Raw genomic sequence first — 24,779 nt, 5'->3', positions numbered from 1 at the left:
CATGTTTCTCCCCTTTGCCCTTGCCAGCTCACCTGGCTCACTCCGCCGCTTCCAGCTTGCCGGCGATCCGACGTGAGCGGCGGCCGAGTTCTTCGTACTCTTCCTGCCATTCTGTTGGGCCGTTCGACGGCGAGACCTGAACGGCGGTCACCTTGTATTCCGGACAGTTGGTCGCCCAGTCCGAGAAATCGGTGGTGATGACGTTAGCCTGCGTATTGGGGTGGTGGAAGGTGGTGTAGACCACGCCCGGCGCCACGCGATCGGTGATCCGGGCACGCAGTGTCGTATCTCCGGAGCGGCTCGCAAGCTTGATCCAGTCGCCTTCCTTGATGCCACGCTGTTCGGCGTCGTGCGGATGGATCTCGAGAAGATCCTCCTCATGCCAGACGACGTTTTCCGTGCGACGTGTCTGCGCACCGACATTGTATTGCGAGAGAATGCGGCCGGTGGTGAGGAGCAGCGGGAAGCGCGGTCCGGTGCGTTCGTCGGTCGCCACATATTCCGTGCGGATGAACTTGCCCTTGCCGCGGACGAAGCCGTCGACATGCATGATCGGCGAGCCCACCGGGAACTTCTCGTTGCAGGGCCACTGCACCGAGCCCATCTTTTCCAGATAGTCGTAGGAGACGCCGGCAAAGCTCGGGGTCGTCGCGGCGATCTCGTCCATGATCTGCGAGGGATGCGCGTAGTTCCACGCGAGACCCATGGCCTGAGCCAGCTTCTGCGTCACTTCCCAGTCGGCATAGCCGTTCTTCGGCGACATCACCTTGCGCACGCGGTTGATGCGGCGCTCGGCATTGGTGAAGGTGCCGTCCTTCTCCAGGAAGGTCGAACCCGGCAGGAAGACATGGGCGTAGTTGGCCGTTTCGTTGAGGAATAGGTCGTGCACCACGACGCATTCCATTGCGGCGAGGCCGGCCGAGACATGCTTCGTATCCGGGTCGGACTGCAGGATGTCCTCGCCCTGGATGTAGATGCCCTTGAAGGTGCCCTCGACGGCCGCATCCAGCATGTTGGGGATGCGCAGACCCGGTTCGTTGTTGAGCGTGACGCCCCACAGCTTTTCGAAGGTTTCGCGGGTCGCATCGTCGGAGACGTGACGGTAGCCCGGCAGCTCGTGCGGGAAAGACCCCATGTCGCAGGAGCCCTGGACATTGTTCTGGCCACGCAGCGGGTTCACGCCGACACCCGGACGACCGATATTGCCGGTCGCCATGGCGAGGTTCGCGATTGCCATAACCGTGGTCGAACCCTGGCTGTGTTCGGTGACACCGAGGCCGTAATAGATCGCGCCATTGCCGCCGGTCGCGAAGAGACGGGCGGCACCGCGCAGTTCCTCGGCCGGAACGCCGGTGAACTTCTCGGTTTCCTCGGGCGAATGCTGGGGCTCGGCGACGAAGGCGGCCCAATCCTCGAACTCGGACCAGTCGCAGCGCTCGCGGATGAAGGCTTCGGCGAAGAGGCCTTCCGTCACGATGACATGCGCCAGTGCGGTGAGAACGGCGACGTTGGTACCGGGCTTCAGCGGCAGGTGATAGGAGGCTTCGACATGCGGCGTGCGTACGAGATCGATCCGGCGCGGATCGATGACGATGAGCTTGGCGCCCTGGCGCAGCCGCTTCTTCAGGCGAGACCCAAAGACCGGATGGCCATCGGTCGGGTTGGCACCGATCACCAGCACCACGTCGGAATGCTCGACCGAGTCGAAATTCTGCGTGCCGGCAGAGGTGCCGAAGGCCTGGCCGAGGCCGTAACCGGTCGGCGAATGGCAGACACGGGCACAGGTATCGACATTGTTGTTGCCGAAGCCGGCGCGGATCAGCTTCTGGACGAGGAAGGTCTCCTCGTTGGTGCAGCGCGACGAGGTGATGCCACCGATCGATTCGCGGCCATACTGGTACTGGATGCGCTTGAACTCCGAGGCGACATGGGCATAGGCCTCTTCCCAGGTCACTTCGCGCCAGGGATCGGTGATCTTTTCACGGATCATCGGGTTCAGGATGCGGTCCTTGTGGCTCGCATAGCCATAGGCGAAACGGCCCTTGACGCAGGAATGGCCTCGGTTCGCCTGACCGTCCTTCCAGGGCACCATGCGCACGAGTTCCTCGCCGCGCATTTCCGCCTTGAACGAGCAGCCGACGCCGCAATAGGCGCAGGTCGTCACTGCCGAATGCTCCGGCTGGCCGATCTCGATCACCGATTTTTCTGTCAGCGTCGCCGTCGGGCAGGCCTGCACGCAGGCGCCGCAGGAGACGCATTCCGACGAGAGGAAGGCTTCGTGTGCTCCGGGCGACACACGGCTGTCGAAACCGCGGCCTTCGATGGTCAGCGCGAACGTGCCCTGCACTTCCTCACAGGCACGCACACAGCGCGAGCAGACAATGCACTTGGAAGGATCATAGGTAAAATAGGGATTGCTCTCGTCCTTCGGCATCCACTGGGCATTGATCCCGCCTTCGGCCGAACGCGCCTTGACGTGGTTCTCGCCTTCGTAGCCGTAGCGCACGTCGCGCAGGCCCACGGCACCCGCCATATCCTGCAGTTCGCAGTCGCCATTGGCGGCACAGGTGAGACAGTCGAGCGGATGGTCGGAGATGTAGAGCTCCATCACGCCCTTGCGGATCGCCTTCAGGCGCTCCGTCTGCGTGTGGACGACGATGCCGGGGGCAACCGGCGTCGTGCAGGAGGCCGGGGTGCCGTTGCGGCCCTCGACCTCGATCAGACAGAGACGGCAGGAGCCGAAGGCATCGACCATATCGGTTGCGCAGAGTTTCGGAACCTGGATACCGGCCTCCATGGAGGCACGCATGATCGAGGTGCCTTCCGGGACAGTGATCTCGCGGCCATCAATGGTCAGCGTCACCAGTTTTTCCGAGCGGGACGCCGGGGTGCCAAAGTCGATTTCAGGAACGAGGGGCATAACGCTTACCTTTCCGCCGTCATCCTCGGGCTCGTCCCGAGGATCTGCTGCATCTGAACTTCGAGAGCCGGTTCAGCAATGAACGCCCCTCGCATGGCAAAATCTGTAGATCCTCGGGACGAGCCCGAGGATGACGAGAGAGAATGGGCCCTCATTCCGCCGCCTCCCGCACCGGAGTCGGTGCAAAATCCTGCGGGAAGTGAGTGAGTGCGCTCATGACCGGATAGGGCGTGAACCCGCCAAGCGCACAGAGCGAACCGAACTTCATGGTGTTGCAGAGATCCTCCAGCAGCACCTTGTTCTTTTCCGGCTCGATGCCCTGGGCGATCTTGTCGACCGTTTCGACGCCGCGGGTGGAACCGATGCGGCAGGGCGTACACTTGCCGCAGCTTTCGACGGCGCAGAACTCCATGGCAAAGCGCGCCTGCTTCAGCATGTCGGCCGTGTCGTCGAAGACCACCACGCCGGCATGACCGATCAGACCACCGGCGGCCGTGAAGGCCTCGTAATCGAAGATCGTGTCGAACAGCGACGGCGGGAAATAGGCGCCGAGCGGGCCACCGACCTGGACGGCCTTGACCGGGCGTCCGGAGATCGTACCGCCGCCGATCTCGTTGATCAGCTGGCCGAGCGGCAGACCGAAGGCCGTTTCATAAAGGCCGCCATGCTTGAGGTTGCCGGCGAGCTGGATCGGGATCGTGCCGTGCGACCGGCCGACGCCGAAGTCGCGGTAGAACTGCGCGCCGCGGTCCATGATGACGGGGATCGAGGCGAGCGACATGACGTTGTTGACGACGGTCGGCTTGCCGAACAGGCCCTGAAGGGCAGGCAACGGCGGCTTGGCGCGCACGATGCCACGCTTGCCTTCAAGACTGTTCAGAAGCGAGGTTTCCTCGCCGCAAACATAGGCGCCGGCGCCCATGCGCACTTCCATGTCGAAGGCGTAAGGCGAACCCATGACGGATGCGCCGAGGATACCCGCAGCCCTGGCAATCGCGATCGCCTCTTCCATGACGGCAATCGCATGCGGATATTCGGAGCGGGTATAGACATAGCCCTTGGTCGCGCCGACCGCGATGCCGGCAATCGCCATGCCTTCGATCAGGACGAAGGGGTCGCCTTCCATGATCATGCGGTCGGCAAAGGTACCGCTGTCACCCTCGTCGGCATTGCAGACGATATACTTCTGGTCGGCCTTGGCGTCGGCCACTGTCTTCCACTTGATGCCCGTCGGGAAGCCTGCGCCGCCGCGGCCGCGCAGGCCGCTGTCGGTCACCTGTTTGACGATGTCGGCCGGCGCCATCGCAATGGCATTGGCAAGGCCCTTGAGGCCCTGATAGTGGCGATAGTCGTCGAGCGACAGTGGATCGGTCACGCCGCAACGGGCGAAGGTGAGACGCGTCTGCCCCTTGAGGAAGGGGATTTCCTTGGTCAGGCCATGGCCGAGGGCATGCTCTCCACCGGTCAGAAAGCCGGCATCGAAAAGCGAAGCGACGTCCGAAGGCTTGACCGGGCCATAGGCCATGCGGCCGTGCTCGGTGCGGACTTCGACAAGCACTTCCAGCCAGAGCATGCCGCGCGAGCCATTGCGGACGATGCGCACATCCTGACCGCGCTGTGCGGCTTCGCGTTCGATGGCAGCAGCCACCTTGTCGGCACCGACGGCAAGCGCTGCAGCGTCGCGGGGGACGAAGACGGTGATACTCATGCCCGCACCTCCGCCATCAGATCATCAAGACAGTTCTCATCCAGTCGGGCATGGAGATGTCCGTCGAGCATGGCGGCCGGCGCCTGCGCGCAGAGCCCGAGACAGAAGACAGGCTCCAGCGTCACGGCGCCGTCGGCGGTTGTTCCGTGCCAGTCCACGCCGAGCAGCGACTTGATCTTGTCCGCAAGAGGCTCGCCACCCATCGACTGGCAAGCCTCGGCCCGACAGAGCTTCAGCACATGGCGGCCAGAGGGGCGGGCGCGGAAATCATGATAGAAGGTGATGACCCCGTGAACCTCGGCGCGAGACAGATTGAGGGCGTCGGCGATGATCTGCTTGGCCGGTTCGGGGATATAGCCGAACTCGTCCTGGATCCTGTGCAGGATCGGCAGCATCGGGCCTTCCAGATGCCGACAGTCAGCGATGATGTCGGAGATACGCGCCGCTTCATTCGAAACGGCAACACGGATATTCATGAGCCAGTCCTCCCAAACCGACAGGGCAAGGCAGTCACACGTCTCGCCATGGCGGGTCAGTTATGTTTGCCCGACGACGACTGTCGTACGAACTTGCCTTTTGTGAAGGATGGCCGCGAGAACGAGCTTAGGTCAATATTGGGTTATCGTCGTTCGATAGAAGATTTCTATCAAAGGCCTCAGCCGTAGCGAGCGATCGCGCCTCATGCAACAGCGCAGAGACGAGTGGCGTATAGGGCTCGCGATGCGTCGCAACGAGCCCGACCAGATGCGATGCATCGGGCTCCGTGATCGGAATCATTCTGATCTGCTGCGGAAAACCAAAGGATTCCGCAACGTTACGCGGCATGATCGAAGCCCATTGGCCGGTTCGGATATGGGAAAACAGGACGATCATCGAGTTGGACTCAAGCGTCGGCGTCACCGTAACGCCGGCCTCGGCCATGTGTTTGTTGATGATCCGGCGGTTCTGCATGTCCGCGGTCAATAGACAAAGCCGAAGGCTCGAAACTTCGGTCCAGGTCACCTCTTCACGGTCCGCCAGTGGTGCCCCGGCTGCCGTGATCAGGTGGTAACGCTCCGAATAGAGGGGAACCGAGGTCACCCGTCCGAGGGGCTCGTTGTCGAGATAGGTGATGCCGGCATCGATCTCGAGATCGTCGAGGAGACTCAAGACCTGCAGCGACGTGCGGGACAGCACAGAGAAGGTCACATTCGGATGCCGCCGTTGAAAAGGCTCGGTGATTCGCCGGACCATCGCAAGCGCCGTCGGAATGGCCGCAAGCCGGATATGGCCCGCCAGACCACGCCGCGCAGCCCGCATTTCCTCGCGCATGGTGCGTGTATCGCCGACGATGCGCCGCGCCCATTCGAGTACGCGCTGCCCCTCGGGTGTCAGGCCGAGAAAGCGTGATCCACGGACGACAAGCACCACCCCGAGCTGTTCTTCCAGCTGTCGAATGGCGGCAGACAGGGTCGGCTGGGTAATCCCGCATTCCTCGGCGGCGCGTCCGAAATGCTGCTGGCGCGCAAGCGCGATGAAGAATTCCAGCTTGTCGATCATGCTTTCTGCCCCCCGATTGCGCCGATGCGCTCAGGCGCCGGTATGGGCCTCAGCTTCACTGCGCTGCATCGGCAGCGGACCGCAATACATCTTGTAGAGCACGGAGATTAGTTCTGCGAGCTGCGGATCGGCAATGCGATAATAGATCTGCCGACCTTCGCGACGGGTCTGAACCACCTTGTCGCTGCGCAGCCGTGCCAGTTGCTGGGAGACCACCGCCTGCTGGATCCCGAGAAAATGTTCGATCTCCGTCACGGTCTTTTCGCCCTGGCACAGCATGCAAAGCATCAGGAGGCGCGTCTCGTGCGAGAGCGCCTTCAGGAGATTGCTCGCGGCCCGCGCTTTCGTCAGAAAGTCGTCGAGTGCCTCAGCGGTCAGTGGCGGCGTTTCAGTCATGACATGTCCAGAGATCGTGGCTGCGCATCGGCAGGCAAAACAGCGCGGCTGGTGTTAGGTTAACATATAGGATGCTTCACCTACAAAGGAATGGCGTCCGCTCGTTCCTTCAAAAGCGACGCACTGCGGTTCAAGGCGGCATATTCCTCGTCATCGAAGTCGGGGAAGAGATCCGTCAGCACCCCCTCGGCACCCACCACACGCGGGATCGAGAGCGCAACATCCGACACGCCGGCGACCTCGGGCGTCGAGATCGAGACCGACAGCACGTCGCGCTGATCGCGGGCGATCGCCTTGACGATACGCGCGAGTCCGGCGCCGATGCCGTAATAGGTCGACCCCTTGCCATTGATGATCTTGTAGGCCGCGTTGCGCACGCCATCATCGATCTGGGCGCGCACGTCCGCAGTCAGCGGCGATCCAACCTGGGCGGCGAAGGAGGAGAGAGGCACCGAACCGGCCCGCGCACTCGTCCAGGCGAGGACTTCGCTGTCACCATGCTCTCCAAGCACATAGGCATGCACCGATTGCGGCGAGATGCCCAGATGCCGCCCGACGAGGCTGCGGAAGCGCGCCGTGTCGAGAATGGTGCCGGAACCGATCACCCGCCGCGGATCGATGCCTGAGAGCCGCGTGGTGATCTGCGTCATGATGTCGACGGGGTTCGAGGCAATCAGCAGGATCGCGTCCGGCACCACCGGAAGCACCTCGGCCAGCACCGCCCGAAACACGGCGGCATTGCGCTCCAGGAGTTCCAGACGCGTTTCACCAGGCTTCTGGCTCACACCGGCTGCGAGGATGACCACACCGGCCCCCTCCAGATCGCGATACTGGCCGGCATTGACGACCGTCGACGACATGAAGGGCACCGCGTGGGCGATATCCTCGGCTTGCGCGATGGCGAGCGCCTCGTTTCGGTCGATCAGCACGATCTCGCTTGCAAGCCCCATCAGCGCCAGCGCATAGCCCGCAGAGCTGCCGACCATGCCCGCACCCACGATACCGACTTTCATGCTGTTTCCCCCGAAAGCACAAAATCCTGAAGGCTTATGTCATCGCTCAGACGACGACATCAACCATCTATAGCAAAAAGCATGACACATTCGCGTAAGAACTGCATAGCGCAGATCAAGCGCCTCTGATTTAATGCCGTGAAGGCTCTGAAGGGGAAATCACGAGAGATCATGAGACGGCTGCCGGCCCTGTCCGCGATGAAGGTTTTCGAGGTGGTCGGCCAGACGCGCAGCTTTACCCGAGCGGCGGAACAGCTGAACCTCACCCAGAGCGCCGTCAGCCGTCAGGTGCGCAATCTCGAAGAACAGCTCGGCGAAACCCTTGTCATCCGCCGCCATCATCACCTGGAACTGACCCCGTCCGGCGCAGAACTGCTCGCTTCGCTCCAGCAGGCCTTCCACACGGTCGAGATGACGGTGCGCAACATCCGCGAGAAGAGCAATCTTCGCCGGCTCAGGATCAACGTGCCTCCCACTTTTGCCAAGCGCTGGTTGCTGCCTCGACTGACGAGCCTCAGGGCCTTTCTGCCGGATGTCGACCTCAGCATCACGACGGATCTGGAAGACAACCTCTCCGATCGCGGCATGATCGACTGTGCCATCCGCTTCGGTGATGGTGAATGGCCGAGCCTGCGGTCGGAACGGCTCTTCGCCGAACGTCACATCGCGGTCTGCGCGCCGCATCTTCTGGCGGACTTGCGGGATGCAGAGGCGATCGACCTCTCCCGCTTCACCTTCCTGCATGTGCTGGCCTCGGCCGATCAGCGCTATCTCACCTGGCAGCGCTGGCTGGACGCGGCGGGCCTTGCCGAAACCGACACGCAAGGCGGACTGGAATTCGATCTTCTGGACCTGGTCATCGAAGCCGCCTGCAACGGATTGGGCGTGGCCGTAGCGGACCGCTCCATGGTGGCACCCTTGATGCAGACGGGCGCTCTGACCCAGGTTCTGGACGTCGAAGTCGAAGGGCACGAATCCTACTGGCTGGTGACCCGTACCGACAGCGCACAATCGCCGCATGTCGGAGCCTTCAGGCGCTGGCTGAGCCATGAAATCGGCGGAAGTTCTGTCGCCCTGCCAAGGCAGGCGAGCGCCTGAAACATTCCTTTTTGGAATGCTCCACCCGACAATAAGTCGCTTGCGAAGCAGGAAGACGGGCTTCCTACTTGGGGCGAACTGTCTGCTGTCGGAGTGCCCATCATGTCCCCCTTCCAGAACTTCATCGCCGGCTCCTTTCGCGACACCGGAGCCCGTCAGACCATCGAGGTGAAGAACCCGGCCAAGGGTGAGGTCTTCGCTTCGGTGACGGCAGCGACGGAAGCCGATGTCATCGAGGCGGTGGACGCCGCAGCAGCTGCCCAGAAGCCCTGGGGTCGCCTGCCCGCCATCGAACGCGGCAATGCGCTGCGCAGGCTGGCCGATGCGGTCGAACGCCATCAGCAGAAGATCGGCGAGGCGCTGGCACTGGAATCCGGCAAGAGCGTCGAGGACGCAATCGCCGAAGCTGGCTATGGCGTTGAACTGATGCGGTACCACGCCGAATGGGCACGCCGCGTCGAAGGCGAGGTGATCGAGAGCGACACGCCGGACGAGACGCTGATGCTGAAGCGCGCGCCGATCGGCGTCGTCGCCTGCCTGATCCCCTTCAACTTCCCGATCTACACGCTCGTCCGCAAGATTGCGCCGGCGCTGGTCACCGGCAATGCCGTGGTCGTTCGCCCCAGCAACAACACACCGACCTCGGCCTTCGTCTTTGCCGAAGCAATCAAGGAAGCGGGCCTGCCGAAGGGCCTGATCAGCATCATGGCCATGAGCCACGACGTGGCAGGCGTCATGTGCACGCGCCGCGAGGTCGGCATGATCACCCTGACCGGCAGCGTTGCCGCGGGCCAGGTCGTCCTCGACTACTGCAAGGCGAACATCGCCAAACCCTCGCTGGAGCTCGGCGGGAAGACGCCTGTCATCGTCGAGCCGGATGCCGATCTCGACGTGGTGACCAGGAGCGTACTGGCGGCAAAGACCGCCCATTGCGGCCAGGTCTGCACCTCCGTCGAGCGGCTCTATGTGCACGCCTCCGTGCACGGCGCGCTGCTTGCCAAGCTTAAGGACGCCTTCGAGCGCCGCCACTATGGCGACCGCGCCGAGGACGCGACACGGATGGGACCGCTTGCAACGGCCGCCGCGCGGCTGCGCGTCCATCACATGGTGGAGCGCGCCAAGGCCGACGGCGCCGTCATCGAAGTGGGCGGCTACCTCCCCGCGGGCGACGGCTATTTCTATCCGCCGACACTGCTGTCGGATTGCCGCCGGGACATGGAGATCGTTCAGGAAGAGGTCTTCGGGCCCGTGCTGCCGGTCATCCCCTACACCGATTTCGACGAGGCGCTGGCCATGGCAAGCGACCACCAGTTCGGCCTCGCCTCCGTCGTCTTCACCGAGAACTACCGCAAGGTGATGAAGGCTGCGAACGAGATGGAGGCGGGTGAGCTCTACATCAACCGCTTCCCGGCCGATCCCTACCAAGGCTACCACGCCGGCTGGAAGCGCTCTGGCCTCGGTGGCGACGACGGCAAGCACGGCATGCTGGAATTCACCCAGACCCGCCTCGTCATCCTGAAACACTGACCAGTCCGACCATTCCGCATCGGGGGCATCCATGAAAATCGCTTCGCTCAAGACACACGTTGTCGCAACGCCCGCGCCGCATATCGGCGGCATGTACTGGATCTTCGTCGAGCTGGACACGGCCTGCGGCATTACGGGCGTCGGCGAGATCTATTCGACCGCCTTCCACCCCTCGGGCATCGCCGTCCTGGTGGAAGACGTCTTCACCCGCTATCTGGAGGGTCACGACCCGCACCAGATCGAGCGCTTCTGGCGCGCCGCCTATTCGAGCGGCTTCACCCAGCGGCCGGACCCGACCATGGTGGGCATCATCTCCGGTCTCGAAATCGCCTGCTGGGACATCATCGGCAAGGCGGCGGGACGACCGGTTGCCGATCTGCTTGGCGGCCCGGTCTCGGACAAGCTGCGCGCCTATACCTATCTCTACCCGAAGAACGCCGCCGGCGAATATGACTACAACGATCCGGATCTTGCTGCCGAAGAGGCGATCCGCATGGTCGAGGCCGGGTTCACGGCAGTGAAGTTCGATCCCGCAGGCCCCTACACCAACTATTCGGGTCATCAGCTGTCGCTGCCCGTCATGGATCGCTGCGAGGAGTTCTGCCGCAAGATCCGCGATGCCATCGGCAACCGCGCCGACATCCTCTTCGGCACCCATGGCCAGATGGTCCCCTCCTCGGCGATCCGGCTGGCCAAGCGCCTGGAAAAATACGATCCGCTCTGGTTCGAGGAGCCCGTCCCGCCTGGCCAGGAAGCCGCGATGGCGGAAGTCGCCCGTGCCACCTCGATTCCAGTCTCGACCGGCGAGCGGCTGACGACGAAGTACGAATTCCAGAGGCTCTTGCAGCTTGGCTCGGCCTCCATCCTGCAGATGAATGTCGCACGCGTCGGCGGCTTGCTGGAGGCGAAGAAGATCGCCGGGATGGCCGAGTCCTTTTATGCGCAGATCGCGCCGCATCTCTATAACGGCCCGGTCGGGGCAGCCGCCTCGATCCAGCTCGCAGTCACCTGCCCGAACTTCCTGATCCATGAGGCTATCATGGATTTTGGCGGCTTCCACGCCGAGGTGTTGAAGACGAAACTCGGTTTCGACGATGGCTATCTGATCCCGTCGCGCGAACCGGGCCTCGGCATCGAGCTCAATCACGAAGTGATCGCCAAGCACACGCCCTATACCGGCGAGCGGCTCCATCTGCAGATGGCGCCGGAGCCGATGGACGTGAAGGCTTTCGCACCGGCCAAGGGCTAAAGGACCACGCCCATGATCTTCGATTTCATCGTGGTCGGTGCAGGCTCGGCAGGCTGCATCGTGGCAAGCCGCCTGAGCGAAAGCGGCCGCCACTCCGTCCTGCTGATCGAAGCGGGCGGCGAGGACAAGTCCTTCTGGTTCAAGATCCCCGTCGGTTATGCCAAGAGCTACTACAATCCGAAGGTCAACTGGATGTACCGCACCGAACCCGAGGCCAATCTCGGCGGGCGGCGGATCTATGCGCCCCGCGGCAAGGTGCAGGGCGGATCCGGCTCGATCAATGCCATGATCTTCGTCCGCGGAGCGCGGCAGGATTTCGACGACTGGCGCGAGGCCGGAAATCCCGGCTGGGGCTTTGACGACGTGCTGCCCTATTTCCGCAAACTGGAAACGCATGCCCGCGGCGAGAGTCCCTGGCATGGCGCAAACGGCCCGATCCACGTGACACCGATGCGCGGATCCACACATGCCGTCAGCGACGCCTTCCTGGAAGCCTGCAAGGAACTGGGCCTGCCCGAGAACGACGACTTCAACGGCGCCTCGATCGAAGGGGCCGGCGTCTACGACGTCAACACGAGGCGCGGCCAGCGCTCGCATTCGAGCGCCGAATATCTGCGCCCATCCCTGACCCGACCCAATCTTCTGATCGAGCGCGAGGCCCATGCAAGGCGCCTGCTGGCCGCGCCGGACGGCCGGGTGTCGGGTATCGAGGTCATGCAGCGTGGTAGTACCCGCAGCTTCAGCGCCCGCCGCGAAGTCATCCTTGCGGCAGGCGCCGTCGACACCCCGAAACTGATGCAGCTCTCCGGCTTCGGCGACGGGGCAACGCTATTTGCTCAGGGGATCGAGACGCGGAAACATCTGCCGGCCGTCGGCCAGAACCTGCAGGACCATCTCTGCGCGAGCTTCTACTATCGCTCCAGGCGCCCGACCCTCAACGGCGATTTCGCGAGCCTCCTTGGCCAGGCACGGTTCGGGCTGACCTGGCTGATGAAGCGCAGCGGCCCCTTTGCCATGAGCGTCAATCAGGCTGGAGGCTTCTTCCGAGGCGCGCCGGAAGAGGCGCGGCCGAACATCCAGGTTTACTTCAATCCGCTGTCCTACCGCATTCCGGACAATCCGCGCGCGGGTCTCACCCCGGAGCCCTATCCCGGCTTTTTGATCGCCTTCAACGCCTGCCGCCCGACCAGCAAGGGCACCGTGACCATCGCGTCCGCCAACGCGGCGGATGCACCGCTGATTCGGCCGAACTATCTGTCGACCGATCGGGACGTCGAAGAAGTTCTGCAAGGCAGCCACCTGATGCGGCGCATCGCCGGGGCCCGAGCGCTGGAAGACTGGGTGGAGGACGAGGTCTCGCCGTCGAAGGCGGTTCAGTCAGACGAACAGCTGCTCGACTATTTTCGCCTGAACAGCGGGTCAATCTATCACCTGTGCGGGACCTGCGCGATGGGCAGCGATCCCCAGCACGCGGTGGTGGATTCCCGCCTGAGGGTTCATGGCGTGCAGGGACTGCGGATCGTCGATGCCTCCATCTTTCCCAACATCACCGCCGGCAACATCAATGCGCCGACCATGATGGTGGCGGAGAAGGGGTCCGCAATGATCCTGGAAGACGCAGCGGCCAGGGTCGAGGCATGAAAAAAGCCGGGCTTGAGGGCCCGGCTTCAATCTGTCTTTGTCGTAACCAGCCTATCAGGCGGCGACGAGAACACCGTTCAGGTTGGTGAGCTCGGCGAGATACTGCTCGAGCTTTGTGCGGTGCTCGTGATGCTCCACACCTTCCAGATCCTTGCGGGCTTCGTCGATACGCTTGGTCAGCGTGTCCGGCGAGATTTCCGAGAGCGGAACCGCGGATTCGGCGAGCAGCGTGCAGCCGGTCGGCAGAACGTCGGCGAAACCGCCAAAGACCACATACTTGGACACCTGACCGGAAGCGAGCTTCACGGTTACCACGCCCGGCTTGATCGTCGTCATGGTCGGCGCATGATTGGCCATGACGGTCATTTCGCCTTCCGTTGCCGGGATGACGACTTCGCTCACCTGTTCGGAGAGGAGAAGACGCTCGGGCGAAACGAGCTCAAAGTTGAAATTGTCGGCCATGGTCGTTCACTTCTCTGATGAAGGATGGGCCGGCACGCGAGGGTTCCCGCGTGCCGGCAGTCCCTTGTGCTTAGGCGGCTTCGGCAGCCAGGCGCTTGGCCTTCTCGATGGCTTCCTCAATGGAGCCGACCATGTAGAAGGCAGCTTCCGGCAGATGGTCGTAGTCGCCATTGACCAGGCCCTTGAAGCCCTTGATCGTGTCTTCGAGAGCAACCAGCTTGCCCGGCGAACCGGTGAAGACTTCGGCAACGAAGAACGGCTGCGACAGGAAGCGCTCGATCTTGCGGGCGCGGGCAACGGTCTGCTTGTCGTCTTCCGACAGTTCGTCCATGCCCAGGATCGCGATGATGTCCTGAAGCGCCTTGTAGCGCTGCAGCGTCGACTGAACCTTACGAGCGACTTCGTAGTGCTCTTCGCCGATGATCATCGGGTCGAGCATGCGCGAGGTCGAGTCGAGCGGGTCGACGGCCGGGTAGATACCTTTTTCGGCGATCGAGCGCGACAGAACGGTCGTTGCGTCCAGGTGGGCGAACGATGTGGCCGGAGCCGGGTCGGTCAAGTCGTCGGCCGGAACGTAGATGGCCTGAACCGAGGTGATCGAGCCCTTGGTCGTAGTGGTAATGCGTTCCTGCATCTGACCCATGTCGGTGGCCAGCGTCGGCTGGTAACCAACCGCCGACGGGATACGGCCGAGCAGAGCCGACACTTCCGAGCCAGCCTGGGTGAAGCGGAAGATGTTGTCGACGAAGAACAGAACGTCCTGGCCCTTGTCGCGGAAGTCTTCAGCGATCGTCAGACCGGTCAGAGCAACACGTGCGCGGGCGCCCGGCGGTTCGTTCATCTGACCGTATACGAGCGCAGCCTTGGAGCCTTCGCCACCGCCGTGCTTGTTGACGCCCGATTCGATCATTTCGTGGTACAGGTCGTTACCTTCGCGGGTACGCTCACCCACGCCAGCGAAGACCGAGTAACCACCGTGCGCCTTGGCGACGTTGTTGATCAGTTCCATGATGAGAACGGTCTTGCCGACGCCGGCGCCGCCGAACAGGCCGATCTTACCGCCCTTGGCGTAAGGAGCCAGAAGGTCGACGACCTTGATGCCGGTGACGAGGATCTGGGCTTCGGTCGACTGCTCGACGTAAGCCGGAGCTTCCTGGTGGATGGCACGACGGCCTTCGGTGACCAGCGGACCGGCTTCGTCAACTGGCTCGCCGATGACGTTCATGATGCGGCCGAGCGTTTCCGGACCGACCGGAACCGAGATCGGAGCGCCCGTGTCGGTGACCGGCTGACCGCGGACGAGACCTTCGGTCGAGTCCATGGCGATCGTGCGGACCTGGTTTTCGCCGAGGTGCTGCGCAACTTCGAGAACGAGGCGGTTGCCGCCGTTGTTGGTTTCCAGCGCGTTCAGGATCGGGGGCAGTTCGCCTTCGAACGAAACGTCGACGACGGCGCCGATGACCTGCGTGACCTTGCCGAGAGCACCGGCTGCGGAGGTGACCGCCTTAGACTTGGGGGTAGCTGCCTTAGCCATTTATCTTACCCTCTTTCCTTAACCTCAGAGCGCTTCCGCGCCCGAAATGATTTCAATGAGTTCCTTGGTGATCTGCGCCTGACGCTGGCGGTTGTACGAAAGCGTCAGCTTGTTGATCATCTCACCGGCATTGCGTGTCGCATTGTCCATGGCGCTCATCTTGGCGCCCATTTCACCAGCGACGTTTTCGAGCAGGGCCCGGAAAACCTGAACCGAGATGTTGCGCGGGATGAGATCCTCGAGGATCGCAGCCGCATCCGGTTCGTATTCGTAGAGAGCCGATGCACCACCCTGCGGAGCAGCCTCGGCCGGAGCGGCCGGGATGATCTGCTGGGCAGTCGGCACCTGGCTGATCACCGACTTGAACTCGGAATAGAACAGCGTGCAGACGTCGAATTCGCCGCGCTCGAACATGCCGATGACCTTGCGACCGATGGCGTCTGCATTGGTGAAGCCGATACGCTTCACGTCACGCAGGTCCATACGCTCGACGATCATGCCAGCGAATTCGCGGCGCAGGCTGTCGTAGCCCTTCTTGCCGACGCAGAAGAATTTCACCGTCTTGCCCTGGGCCAGGAGCTTGCGCGCATGGTCACGGGCGAAACGCGAGATCGACGAGTTAAAGCCGCCGCAGAGACCACGCTCGGCGGTGCAGACGACGAGCAGATGCACGTCGTCATTGCCGGTGCCGGTCATCAAGCGCGGCGCGCTGTCGTCCGTACCCACTGCCTGCGCGATATTGGCCAGGACGGCGCTCATGCGCTGCGAGTACGGGCGGGCAGCCTCGGCCGCTTCCTGAGCGCGACGCAGCTTCGCCGCGGCGACCATCTTCATCGCCTTGGTGATCTTCTGCGTCGCCTTGACGGAGGCGATCCGGTTTTTCAGATCCTTAAGTGAAGGCATCCGTTATCCGTCCTTGGCTTGAGCCTGAATTAGGCGAAGTTCTTCGCGAAGGTGTCGAGGGCGGCCTTGAGCTTGCCCTTGGTGTCGTCGCTGATCGCCTTCTCGGTGCGGATCGTGTCGAGGATCGCCTTGCCTTCCGAACGGAGGTAGGAAAGGAAGCCCTGCTCGAACTTGCCGACCTGGTTGACCGGGATCTTGTCCAGGTAACCGTTGACGCCGGCGAAGATCACCGCGACCTGCTCTTCCGTCTTCAGCGGCGAGAACTGCGGCTGCTTCAGGAGTTCGGTCAGGCGTGCACCACGGTTCAAGAGGCGCTGCGTTGCAGCGTCGAGGTCCGAACCGAACTGGGCGAAGGCGGCCATTTCGCGATACTGGGCGAGTTCGCCCTTGATCGAGCCGGCAACCTGCTTCATCGCCTTGATCTGAGCGGCAGAACCAACGCGCGAAACCGACAGACCGACGTTAACGGCCGGACGGATGCCCTGATAGAACAGGTCGGTTTCAAGGAAGATCTGACCGTCGGTGATCGAGATGACGTTGGTCGGAATGAAGGCCGAAACGTCGTTACCCTGGGTTTCGATGACCGGCAGAGCCGTCAGCGAGCCAGCGCCGGCAGCGTCGCCCATCTTGGCGGCGCGCTCGAGCAGACGCGAGTGCAGATAGAAGACGTCGCCCGGGTAAGCTTCGCGGCCCGGCGGACGGCGCAGCAGAAGCGACATCTGACGGTAAGCGACAGCCTGCTTGGACAGGTCGTCATAAGCGATCAGGGCGTGCTGGCCGTTGTCGCGGAAGTATTCGCCCATCGCGCAGCCGGCGAACGGTGCGAGATACTGCATCGGAGCCGGGTCGGATGCGGTGGCAGCGATGATGATCGAGTACTGGAGAGCGCCACGCTCTTCGAGAACCTTCACGAACTGGGCAACGGTCGAACGCTTCTGGCCGACAGCGACGTAGACGCAGTACAGCTTGTCGTTCTCGGGGCCGTTGTCGTGGATGGCCTTCTGGTTGAGGAAGGCGTCCAGGATGATGGCGGTCTTGCCGGTCTGGCGGTCGCCGATGACGAGCTCGCGCTGGCCACGGCCAACCGGGATCAGGGCGTCGATGGCCTTGAGGCCGGTCGACATCGGCTCATGAACCGACTTGCGCGGGATGATGCCCGGAGCCTTTACGTCGACGCGCGAACGGCGGGTCGCGTTGATCGGGCCCTTGCCGTCGATCGGGTTGCCGAGCGCGTCAACGACGCGGCCGAGCAGTTCCGGACCAACCGGAACGTCGACGATGGCGCCGGTCCGCTTGACGATGTCGCCTTCCTTGATGTCACGGTCGGCACCGAAGATAACCACACCGACATTGTCGGCTTCGAGGTTGAGCGCCATACCGCGAATGCCGCCCGGGAACTCGACCATTTCGCCGGCCTGGACGTTGTCGAGGCCGTAGACGCGGGCGATACCGTCACCTACGGACAGAACCTGGCCGACTTCGGAGACTTCCGCCTCTTTGCCGAAGTTCTTGATTTGATCTTTCAGAATTGCGGAAATTTCCGCGGCGCGGATATCCATCAGCCAACCTCTTTCAGTGCAAGCTTAAGGGTGGAAAGTTTGGTGCGAAGAGACGTGTCGATCTGGCGGGAGCCGACCTTCACGATCAGGCCGCCGAGCAGGGAGGGATCGACCGTAACGGAGATCGAGACATCCTTGCCGGTGACGCCCTTCAGCGCCGCTTTCAGTTCGGTTTCCTGCTCGGCCGAAAGGGCATGAGCAGACGTGACGTCAGCCGTGATCTCACCCTTGTGACGGGCAACGATCTGGCGATAGGCAGCCACCATGCCGGGAACGGCAAACAGGCGGCGATTGCTTGCGACGACCTTCAGGAAGTTCAACACCAGCGCGTTGAAACCGGCCTTCTCGCCGATTGCGCTGATGGCCTTGACCTGGTCTTCGGCCGTGAAGACGGGCGACTGTACCAGGCGCTTCAGATCGTCGCTCTCGTCGATCATCGCCTGGAAACGGTTGAGATCGGCAGCGACGGCGTCGATCGCGCCAGCTTCGAGCGCAAGCTCGAAGAGCGACGATGCGTAACGCTCCGCCACGCCTGAAATCACTTGGGATGCGTCTGCCACGGGCAAAAAATTCCCTGATCTGGATCCAGGCTACCGGACACCTCGGACGAGGCCTCTCAAGCTCCTGATATCGTTTTGTTTTTCCCCAAAAACACAAGCATGTTGCACTTGCGTTTTCCGAATTTCGCGGTTCGTCTAGCATAGCAGGTCTAGACTCGCAACACGCGTATTAACGGTTTGCTCCTTCAGAGCAAGGCCTTGTGGCGTTTTTTGTCCGAAACTGCGTCAAATTGACGAGATATCCCAGCACTACCGCCGAAAACCGATCTTCAAGTCAGACCAAAGACATAGGCGAGCGTGAGAGAAGCAATGGCCGCCTGCACAACCAGAAGGAGAAGGTTGCGCCAGGTGCTTCCATGATCGGACATGATGGAGAGGATTCGGGCGAATGCCGAGAGGCCGACAGCGGCCCCGAATGCGAGGTAGACGGTGGGCTGCGCCAGCAGAAGCGCCGTACCCGCAAAGCCGACGATCAGGCCCCCGACCGAGCGCGCAGCACCGAGCCCCTCCGGCCGGCCTTCCGCCGGGTGGAGACCGAGCGCCTTCAAGGTCAGCCCCGGAGCAAACAGGATGAAGCATCCGATGAGCGCCGCAGCGGCAGCCGAAAGAAAGGCGAGCTGCTCGCCGAACTCGATGGGAAAGTAGAAATCCATGGATCAACCCGCGTTGAAGCAAACCGCGCGGCTTATGGCATGAAACGGGCGCCGGCGGTATGGCCTGAGCGCCGTAATTCGCGGATCATGCGACGGAAACTGCGCCTGATGGCCTACAGGAAGCTTTGCGGATCGACATCCACCTGCACCTGGATCGACCGGCGCTCCTTCGGTCCCCGCTCCAGCATGCTCCTGACAAAGGCCTGCATGTCGCTGTTGCGCCGGCCGTGCACGAGCAGGCGGAAGCGGTGACGTCCCCGGATGAGCGCCAGTGGCGCTTCGGCGGGCCCGAGGATCATGATGCCGCTTTCATGGGGGGCTGCCTGACGCAGGCCACGCGCATGGCCTTCCGCATCTGCACGCGTGTCGGCGGAAACGATGATCGAGACCAGTCGGCCAAAGGGCGGCAGCTGCGCCCGCTCGCGTTCCGTGATTTCGCGCTCGTAGAAGGCCGAGGCGTCGCCCGAGATGATCGCCTGCATGACGGGATGCTGTGGCTGGAACGTCTGCAGCAGACCGAGGCTCTTGCGCCCTGTGCGGCCGGCACGGCCCGTCACCTGCGAAAGCAGCTGGAAGGTCCGCTCGGCAGCCCGGGGATCGCCATTCGACAACCCGATGTCCGCATCGATGATGCCGACCAGCGTCATCAGCGGGAAGTTATGTCCCTTGGCCACGAGCTGTGTGCCGATGACGATATCGGCCTCGCCATTGGCAATCGCTTCGAGTTCGAGCCGCAGGCGCTTGACCCCGCCGATATCGGACGACAGCACCAGCGTCCGGGCATCGGGAAAGTGCTTCTCCACCTCTTCGGCAATCCGCTCGACCCCAGGCCCGCAGGCGACGAGATGATCGAGCGTCCCGCATTCCGGGCAAGAATTCGGCGTCGGCTCGTGATAGCCGCATTGATGGCACTGGATCTGGCCACGGAAGCGATGCTCGACCAGCCAGCTCGAACATTGCGGGCACTGGAAGCGGTGGCCGCAGACCCGGCAGAGGGTGAGCGGCGCGTAACCCCGTCGGTTGAGGAAGAGCAGCGCCTGTTCGCCGCGCTCCACGGCCTTGCCAACGGACCGCAGCAGGATCGGCGACAGGAACCCGCCCCGCTCCGGTGGTGCCCGCCGCATATCGATGAGATGCAAATCCGGCATGGCCGCATCGGCAAAGCGCGTCGGCAGATGGATGCGCGTATAGCGCCCCGCGATGCAGTTGACCTGGCTCTCGACCGACGGCGTCGCCGAGACGAGGACGACCGGGAAGTTCGCGATCCGCGCCCGCACGACCGCCATGTCCCGCGCATTATAAAAGACGCGGTCTTCCTGCTTGAAGGCCGGGTCATGCTCTTCGTCGACGATAATGAGACCCAAATTTTCGAAGGGCAGGAAAAGCGCCGAGCGCGCGCCGGCCACCACGCGGATCTCGCCGGTCGCCACCTGACGCCACACCTTTTCACGCGTACGGGTCGCGAGATCCGAATGCCATTCACCGGGCTTGGAGCCGAAGCGATCCTGGAAGCGCTCGAGGAAGTTGGCAGTCAGCGCGATTTCCGGCAGCAGGATCAACACCTGCTTGCCCTGTTTCAAGGTCTCGGCAATCGCCTCGAAATAAACCTCCGTCTTGCCGGAGCCTGTCACGCCATCGATGAGCGAAACGGCGAAACCGCCCTTGCGCAGGCTGTCGAGGATTTCCTCCGCCGCTTCTTTCTGCGGACCGGCAAGACGGCTTTCGGCATAGTCCGGGTCGGGCGCCGCAACCAGCGGCGGCGGCGGCAGGAAGACCTGTTCGAACACACCCTGCTTGACGAGACCATCGATGACGCTGGCCGAGACGCCGCTGGCATGGGCAAGGCCGCTCTTCGTCCAGGAGAGGCCATCCGACGCCATCTCCAGCACCTTCTGCCGCGCCGGCGTCAGGCGCTCCGGCTGATAGCCGGCATAGCGCAAACCCTCGATCATCGGCTCCGGATCGAAGGCCGCCGGTGCGCGAAGCGCCATGCGCGCGACATAGCCGGGCGGTGACAACGTGTAGGCGGCGACCCAGTCGAGAAAAGTCCGCATGTCCTGATCAAGCGGCGGGCAGTCGAAGACCTTGGTGATTTCGCGCAGCTTCTTCGGATCGACTGACGTCTCATTCGCGCCATCCCAGACCACACCGATGACCTGGCGTGGCCCGAGCGGCACCTGCACGATGGCGCCCGGTTCGATCGTCAGGCCATCCGGCACGGCATAACTATAGGCCGTAGGCGCGGGCATGGGCACGAGCACCGGCACCACCCTGCGGCGCGGCGTCTCGAACAGCTCCCCGAACAGGCTTTTCGAATCGTCCTTCATCGGGCTGCAACTTGCCTCCGGAAGAACAGAAAGAAAACAGGCTTTATGGAGGGGGACGAGATCAGCCGAAGCTGCGATCGGGATCGGCCGGCAGCTGGTGGACCGTGTAGGCTTCTAGCGCGCGTGTCACCTCGGCAGGATCACCATCGAGTGCCTCGACCGGGATCAGGTTGCCGACCGTGAAATCGAAACGACCGCCGCGCTTGTTAAGAAGCTCGTAGAAAACGGTCATGTCGCGCAATTCCGTCGACCAGCGGGCGAACCAGTAGAACAGCCCGGAATTGCGGGCCTTCATGTTCACCGGCAGGATCGGCAGATTGTATTTGCGGGCAAGCGAGATGGCCGATGTCTTCCACGGCCGCTCGTTGAGCTTGCCTTCGTCCCAATAGGCGATGCGACCCGAAGGAAAGAGAATGGTGGCTCGGCCTTCTTCCACGGCCCGCGTCGTGAGTTTCAGCGTTTCACGCGCCTTGAGCTTCGACTTGTGCTCTTCGCGCCATTCCACGGGAATGATGATCTCCGCGAGGCGCGGATTGACCCTGACGGCATCGCGGTTGGCGAAGAAGGTCATATCGGGTCTGCGATCTTTCAGCAGATCATACATGGCAACCCCGTCGGCAATCCCGGTCGGGTGATTGCTGACAAGGATGAAGCCACCGGATGACGGGATGCGATCAGCATGCCGGATCTGGATATCGAGGCCGAGAGCAGCGCTCAAATAGTCGAACACCTGCGGACCCGGCAGGTTCGCGACGTCATTGGCGAACTGGATCGCCTTGTCGTAGCGCAGAACGCTATAAAGAAAGGGCCGCATCGCGGGCCACAGCGGATGCTCGACGAGCTTCTGCCCACGCTCGGCAATCAGCGTGTCGACGATGTGACCGGGGCGACCTTGCGACAGAAGCGACAGAGTGTCGGTGACGCTGGCAAAGGTGGAGACGGGAGAGCGGCGCATCAGCAAATACCTCGCCAGAATTCCTGATGCGTTCTGGCAGCGATTTGTGATCCGATCATGACAGCTCCGGTCTTCGTGCTTCCTTAACCCTCGCGCGCCATCGTGCCGAGGCAGGCCAACATCCGAGAACGCATAAGGCGCGCAATTGATCCCGGCTGACGAAAACATTCTTGGCGAACGCGCGGCATGGCTCGAAAGCCTGGACGCCGAGCGCCGTTTGTCCGGCAATACGCTGGAGGCCTATGAGCGCGACACGCGCCAGTTCCTGCAGTTTCTCTCCGGCTATGTCGGCGGCAAGGTGAAGATCCGCGATATCGAGGCCTTGCGTCCTGCAGACCTTCGAAGCTTCCTCGCCCATCGCCGTAAGGAAGGTGCCGGCGCCCGCTCGCTTGGACGGCATCTGGCGGGGCTGAGGTCCTTTCTGCGTCACCTCGAACGCAAGGGGCTCGTCAATGCGGCCGGCGCCAGCGCCATCCGATCGCCCAAACAGCCGAAGTCATTGCCCAAGCCGCTGAGCGGCAGCCAGGCCCTGGCGGTTGTCGACCAGGGCATGCAGATGAACGAGGAGCCCTGGATTGCGGCGCGCGATGCAGCGGTGCTGTCGCTGCTCTACGGCTGCGGGCTGCGTATTTCGGAAGCACTCGGCCTCACACCCGATGTCTTCAACGGCAGACCGACCAGCCTGCGGATCACCGGCAAGGGCGGTAAGACGCGGCTGGTACCGCTGCTTCCCGTCGTTCTGGAGGCGGTGGAAACCTATTACAAGCTCTGCCCTTACCATCTCGAAGCCGGCGCGCCGCTCTTCCGCGGGGCCCGGGGAGGCCCGTTGCAGCCGGCGATCATTCAGCGCGAAATGCAGAAGCTGCGTTCGGCGCTCGGCCTGCCGGATACCGCCACACCACATGCCCTCCGCCATTCCTTCGCCACCCATCTTCTCGGCAGTGGCGGCGACTTGAGGACGATCCAGGAACTGCTCGGCCATGCGAGCCTCTCGACCACCCAGATCTATACTGGCGTCGACAGCGCTCGGCTTCTGGACATCTACGACCGCGCCCATCCCCGCGCCTGACGCGTCCCGATCGCGCCTGCGTTAACCAAGATCCTTAATCGAACGTGAGGGCGATCGCTTCTATTCTCTCGACTTCTGACAGGAGATGACATGAACGCGCACCGCCTTTTCTCGCAGCGGCCACATCTGCCGCGCCTTTCGCCGTCTGAGATCGGTCTCTGGATCGCCGGCGCGCTGCCGCTTGCTCTTGTCGCTTTGCTCCTTGCCGCTATCCTGGCGGTCAGCCCTGCCCATGCCTCCGATGCTGCCTGCCATGGTGAAAACCTGCTCGTGGCAATGGAGGCGGAGAAGCCGGAAGAACTTGCAGAGATCCGCGCCGAAGCCGCCAAGGTCCCGAATGGCCAGGGCATCTTCTGGAAGATCGAGAAGGACGGTCTGAAACCTTCCTACCTGCTCGGCACCATGCATGTCACCGACCCGCGTGTTCTGACCATGCCCAAGGGTGCACGCGAAGCAGCGGATGCGGCCGACGTGGTGGTCATCGAATCCGATGAAATTCTGGACGAAAAGAAGGCTGCCGCTTCGCTCCTCATGCATCCTGAGCTGACGATGTTCACGGATGGCAAGTCGGTGAAGGACCATCTCGACACTGACGAAATGAAAAAGCTGGAGACGGGCCTGAAGGAGCGCGGCCTGGCGCTTGGCGCCGTTGCGCGGATGAAGCCCTGGATCCTCGCGAGCTTCGTCGCCCTGCCCGCCTGCGAACTGTCACGCAAGGCAGCCGGCGCATCCTTCCTCGACAAGCAGATTGCCGAAGATGCCGTGAAGGCCGGCAAGCCGGTGGCAGGACTGGAGACGCTCGTTGAGCAGCTCGAAGCCATGGCCGACCTGCCGGTCGATTTCCACTTCAAGGCCCTGATCGAGACGATCGCACTTGGCGACAAGATGGAGGATGTCATCGAAACGATGACCGAGCTTTATCTCGCCGGCGATATCGGCATGACCATGCCGATGCTGAAGGCGGTGGCTCCGACGGAAGACGGCGAGGATGAAAGCGCCTATGCCGCTTTCGAAACCCGCATCGTGCGCGACCGCAATCTGGTCATGGCTGAGGGCAGCAAGCCGCATCTCGAGAAGGGCAACGCCTTCATTGCGGTTGGTGCGCTGCATCTGCCGGGCGAGGAAGGTCTGATCGAACTGATCCGCAAACAGGGCTATACGGTCACGCGGATCGACGGCTGACGCGTGGAAGCCGCGAAGCGCTTCAGGAACGTCTTCACGATCAGTTTGTGGAACGGCGTGATGACGAAGATATACAGCCGGCCGAACAGGTTGTGACGCTCAACGAGCGTGGTGAGCGTCACATGTTGATGGGTGACGCCTTCCGGCTCCACCGCCACGATAATCCGAAAATCCAGATGCTTGTCGTTGAACCCGAGCAGCACATGCTGGTCGTCCTCAGCCAGAACCGGAAAGCCACCGATCCGGTCCTGACCCGTCACCTCGAGCTCGGCGGCTTTCAGACCGAAGAGACCGCCGATTGCATTGCGGATCTTCAAGAGGACGCGGACCCAGCGCGGTGCTCGGCCCAGGAGGTCTCTCGCAACCTCAATGGGTTCCAGGTCGGATCGCTCAAGGCGGATGCTGTAACTGTCGGCCCAGTCAGCCTTGGGAAGATCAGGATGAGGAAGCGGGACACGCTGCTCGACAACACTCATCCGACCCT

At 62.7% G+C, this 24,779-nt stretch carries 21 protein-coding genes; 6 read left to right on the top strand and 15 right to left on the bottom strand.

The window, feature by feature from the left end; translation table 11 throughout:
- Positions 1-37 precede the first annotated feature (37 nt).
- The 6 genes from fdhF to FAA86_RS07735 all read right to left on the bottom strand — a co-directional run bounded on the left by fdhF (position 38) and on the right by FAA86_RS07735 (position 7,576).
- On the bottom strand, positions 38-2,920 hold the full coding sequence (gene fdhF / locus FAA86_RS07760; protein WP_136539524.1) for a formate dehydrogenase subunit alpha: 2,883 nt from the start codon (positions 2,918-2,920) through the stop codon (positions 38-40).
- A 151-nt stretch (positions 2,921-3,071) separates the two neighbouring features.
- Complete coding sequence (locus FAA86_RS07755) at positions 3,072-4,628, bottom strand: formate dehydrogenase beta subunit (RefSeq protein WP_136539522.1); 1,557 nt, start codon at positions 4,626-4,628, stop codon at positions 3,072-3,074.
- Entirely contained in the window at positions 4,625-5,104 is a 480-nt protein-coding gene (locus FAA86_RS07750) for a formate dehydrogenase subunit gamma (protein ID WP_136539520.1), read from the bottom strand. Before FAA86_RS07750 ends, FAA86_RS07755 begins: the two co-directional genes overlap by 4 nt.
- Before the next feature lie 127 nt (positions 5,105-5,231).
- Positions 5,232-6,167 carry a LysR family transcriptional regulator gene (locus tag FAA86_RS07745; RefSeq protein WP_136539518.1) on the bottom strand — a complete coding sequence of 312 codons (936 nt, stop codon included), beginning with the start codon at positions 6,165-6,167 and terminating at the stop codon, positions 5,232-5,234.
- A 30-nt stretch (positions 6,168-6,197) separates the two neighbouring features.
- The gene (locus FAA86_RS07740; RefSeq protein WP_136539516.1) at positions 6,198-6,563 is read right to left on the bottom strand and encodes an ArsR/SmtB family transcription factor; all 366 of its coding nucleotides are present in this window, start codon (positions 6,561-6,563) and stop codon (positions 6,198-6,200) included.
- Positions 6,564-6,643: 80 nt separating this feature from the next.
- On the bottom strand, positions 6,644-7,576 hold the full coding sequence (locus tag FAA86_RS07735) for an L-lactate dehydrogenase (RefSeq protein WP_136539514.1): 933 nt from the start codon (positions 7,574-7,576) through the stop codon (positions 6,644-6,646).
- Positions 7,577-7,747: 171 nt separating this feature from the next.
- On the opposite strand from FAA86_RS07735, the gene FAA86_RS07730 reads away from it, so the two are divergent.
- From FAA86_RS07730 to FAA86_RS07715, 4 genes are all read left to right on the top strand, one after another.
- Positions 7,748-8,674, top strand: a complete 927-nt coding sequence (locus FAA86_RS07730) for a LysR substrate-binding domain-containing protein (protein WP_246035019.1) — start codon at positions 7,748-7,750, stop codon at positions 8,672-8,674.
- A 102-nt stretch (positions 8,675-8,776) separates the two neighbouring features.
- Positions 8,777-10,201: an aldehyde dehydrogenase gene (gene aldA, locus FAA86_RS07725; protein ID WP_136539512.1), complete on the top strand. Its 1,425-nt coding sequence runs from the start codon at positions 8,777-8,779 to the stop codon at positions 10,199-10,201.
- Between the two features lie 31 nt (positions 10,202-10,232).
- Positions 10,233-11,450, top strand: coding sequence for a mandelate racemase/muconate lactonizing enzyme family protein (locus tag FAA86_RS07720; RefSeq protein WP_136539510.1), 1,218 nt, complete (start codon positions 10,233-10,235; stop codon positions 11,448-11,450).
- Positions 11,451-11,462: 12 nt separating this feature from the next.
- Positions 11,463-13,091 (top strand): GMC family oxidoreductase, encoded by a 1,629-nt coding sequence (locus FAA86_RS07715; protein WP_136539508.1) that lies wholly within the window; start codon positions 11,463-11,465, stop codon positions 13,089-13,091.
- Between the two features lie 54 nt (positions 13,092-13,145).
- Here the strand turns inward: FAA86_RS07715 and FAA86_RS07710 are convergent, their stop codons facing one another.
- The 8 genes from FAA86_RS07710 to FAA86_RS07675 all read right to left on the bottom strand — a co-directional run bounded on the left by FAA86_RS07710 (position 13,146) and on the right by FAA86_RS07675 (position 22,044).
- Positions 13,146-13,553, bottom strand: coding sequence for a F0F1 ATP synthase subunit epsilon (locus FAA86_RS07710; protein ID WP_113461495.1), 408 nt, complete (start codon positions 13,551-13,553; stop codon positions 13,146-13,148).
- A gap of 70 nt (positions 13,554-13,623) precedes the next feature.
- Complete coding sequence (gene atpD, locus FAA86_RS07705) at positions 13,624-15,087, bottom strand: F0F1 ATP synthase subunit beta (protein WP_113461496.1); 1,464 nt, start codon at positions 15,085-15,087, stop codon at positions 13,624-13,626.
- 24 nt (positions 15,088-15,111) lie between these two features.
- A complete protein-coding gene (locus FAA86_RS07700; protein WP_136539506.1) occupies positions 15,112-15,990 on the bottom strand; it encodes a F0F1 ATP synthase subunit gamma in 879 nt (292 codons plus the stop codon).
- A 29-nt stretch (positions 15,991-16,019) separates the two neighbouring features.
- Complete coding sequence (gene atpA, locus FAA86_RS07695) at positions 16,020-17,549, bottom strand: F0F1 ATP synthase subunit alpha (protein WP_113461498.1); 1,530 nt, start codon at positions 17,547-17,549, stop codon at positions 16,020-16,022.
- On the bottom strand, positions 17,549-18,115 hold the full coding sequence (locus tag FAA86_RS07690; protein WP_136539504.1) for a F0F1 ATP synthase subunit delta: 567 nt from the start codon (positions 18,113-18,115) through the stop codon (positions 17,549-17,551). The genes atpA and FAA86_RS07690 overlap by 1 nt, the downstream gene beginning before the upstream one ends.
- A 263-nt stretch (positions 18,116-18,378) precedes the next feature.
- Positions 18,379-18,762, bottom strand: coding sequence for an AGROH133_08824 family phage infection protein (locus FAA86_RS07685; protein WP_136539502.1), 384 nt, complete (start codon positions 18,760-18,762; stop codon positions 18,379-18,381).
- A 113-nt stretch (positions 18,763-18,875) separates the two neighbouring features.
- A complete protein-coding gene (locus FAA86_RS07680; RefSeq protein WP_136539500.1) occupies positions 18,876-21,089 on the bottom strand; it encodes a primosomal protein N' in 2,214 nt (737 codons plus the stop codon).
- 61 nt (positions 21,090-21,150) lie between these two features.
- Positions 21,151-22,044 (bottom strand): GNAT family N-acetyltransferase, encoded by an 894-nt coding sequence (locus tag FAA86_RS07675; protein WP_136539498.1) that lies wholly within the window; start codon positions 22,042-22,044, stop codon positions 21,151-21,153.
- Between the two features lie 145 nt (positions 22,045-22,189).
- On the opposite strand from FAA86_RS07675, the gene FAA86_RS07670 reads away from it, so the two are divergent.
- Positions 22,190-23,113, top strand: coding sequence for a tyrosine recombinase XerC (locus tag FAA86_RS07670; RefSeq protein WP_136539496.1), 924 nt, complete (start codon positions 22,190-22,192; stop codon positions 23,111-23,113).
- A gap of 90 nt (positions 23,114-23,203) precedes the next feature.
- A complete protein-coding gene (locus FAA86_RS07665) occupies positions 23,204-24,295 on the top strand; it encodes a TraB/GumN family protein (RefSeq protein WP_136539494.1) in 1,092 nt (363 codons plus the stop codon).
- On the opposite strand, the gene FAA86_RS07660 is transcribed toward FAA86_RS07665, so the two are convergent.
- Positions 24,268-24,771 (bottom strand): DUF2867 domain-containing protein, encoded by a 504-nt coding sequence (locus tag FAA86_RS07660; RefSeq protein WP_136539492.1) that lies wholly within the window; start codon positions 24,769-24,771, stop codon positions 24,268-24,270. The two genes, FAA86_RS07665 and FAA86_RS07660, sit on opposite strands and share 28 nt — an antisense overlap.
- Between the last annotated feature and the right edge of the window lie 8 nt (positions 24,772-24,779).

It is taken from the genome of Rhizobium rosettiformans W3, assembly GCF_004912135.1.
GTDB lineage: Bacteria > Pseudomonadota > Alphaproteobacteria > Rhizobiales > Rhizobiaceae > Allorhizobium > Allorhizobium rosettiformans.
The sequence above is the reverse complement of the archived record's forward strand: the minus strand, read 5'-3'. Positions and strand labels throughout refer to the sequence as shown.

What these genes read in the sequence shown, in the direction of transcription:
- fdhF (WP_136539524.1), bottom strand. Translation starts at nt 2,920, where the DNA reads ATGCCCCTCGTTCCTGAAATCGACTTTGGCACCCCGGCGTCCCGCTCG.
- FAA86_RS07755 (WP_136539522.1), bottom strand. Translation starts at nt 4,628, where the DNA reads ATGAGTATCACCGTCTTCGTCCCCCGCGACGCTGCAGCGCTTGCCGTC.
- FAA86_RS07750 (WP_136539520.1), bottom strand. Translation starts at nt 5,104, where the DNA reads ATGAATATCCGTGTTGCCGTTTCGAATGAAGCGGCGCGTATCTCCGAC.
- FAA86_RS07745 (WP_136539518.1), bottom strand. Translation starts at nt 6,167, where the DNA reads ATGATCGACAAGCTGGAATTCTTCATCGCGCTTGCGCGCCAGCAGCAT.
- FAA86_RS07740 (WP_136539516.1), bottom strand. Translation starts at nt 6,563, where the DNA reads ATGACTGAAACGCCGCCACTGACCGCTGAGGCACTCGACGACTTTCTG.
- FAA86_RS07735 (WP_136539514.1), bottom strand. Translation starts at nt 7,576, where the DNA reads ATGAAAGTCGGTATCGTGGGTGCGGGCATGGTCGGCAGCTCTGCGGGC.
- FAA86_RS07730 (WP_246035019.1), top strand. Translation starts at nt 7,748, where the DNA reads ATGAGACGGCTGCCGGCCCTGTCCGCGATGAAGGTTTTCGAGGTGGTC.
- aldA (WP_136539512.1), top strand. Translation starts at nt 8,777, where the DNA reads ATGTCCCCCTTCCAGAACTTCATCGCCGGCTCCTTTCGCGACACCGGA.
- FAA86_RS07720 (WP_136539510.1), top strand. Translation starts at nt 10,233, where the DNA reads ATGAAAATCGCTTCGCTCAAGACACACGTTGTCGCAACGCCCGCGCCG.
- FAA86_RS07715 (WP_136539508.1), top strand. Translation starts at nt 11,463, where the DNA reads ATGATCTTCGATTTCATCGTGGTCGGTGCAGGCTCGGCAGGCTGCATC.
- FAA86_RS07710 (WP_113461495.1), bottom strand. Translation starts at nt 13,553, where the DNA reads ATGGCCGACAATTTCAACTTTGAGCTCGTTTCGCCCGAGCGTCTTCTC.
- atpD (WP_113461496.1), bottom strand. Translation starts at nt 15,087, where the DNA reads ATGGCTAAGGCAGCTACCCCCAAGTCTAAGGCGGTCACCTCCGCAGCC.
- FAA86_RS07700 (WP_136539506.1), bottom strand. Translation starts at nt 15,990, where the DNA reads ATGCCTTCACTTAAGGATCTGAAAAACCGGATCGCCTCCGTCAAGGCG.
- atpA (WP_113461498.1), bottom strand. Translation starts at nt 17,549, where the DNA reads ATGGATATCCGCGCCGCGGAAATTTCCGCAATTCTGAAAGATCAAATC.
- FAA86_RS07685 (WP_136539502.1), bottom strand. Translation starts at nt 18,762, where the DNA reads ATGGATTTCTACTTTCCCATCGAGTTCGGCGAGCAGCTCGCCTTTCTT.
- FAA86_RS07680 (WP_136539500.1), bottom strand. Translation starts at nt 21,089, where the DNA reads ATGAAGGACGATTCGAAAAGCCTGTTCGGGGAGCTGTTCGAGACGCCG.
- FAA86_RS07675 (WP_136539498.1), bottom strand. Translation starts at nt 22,044, where the DNA reads ATGCGCCGCTCTCCCGTCTCCACCTTTGCCAGCGTCACCGACACTCTG.
- FAA86_RS07665 (WP_136539494.1), top strand. Translation starts at nt 23,204, where the DNA reads ATGAACGCGCACCGCCTTTTCTCGCAGCGGCCACATCTGCCGCGCCTT.
- FAA86_RS07660 (WP_136539492.1), bottom strand. Translation starts at nt 24,771, where the DNA reads ATGAGTGTTGTCGAGCAGCGTGTCCCGCTTCCTCATCCTGATCTTCCC.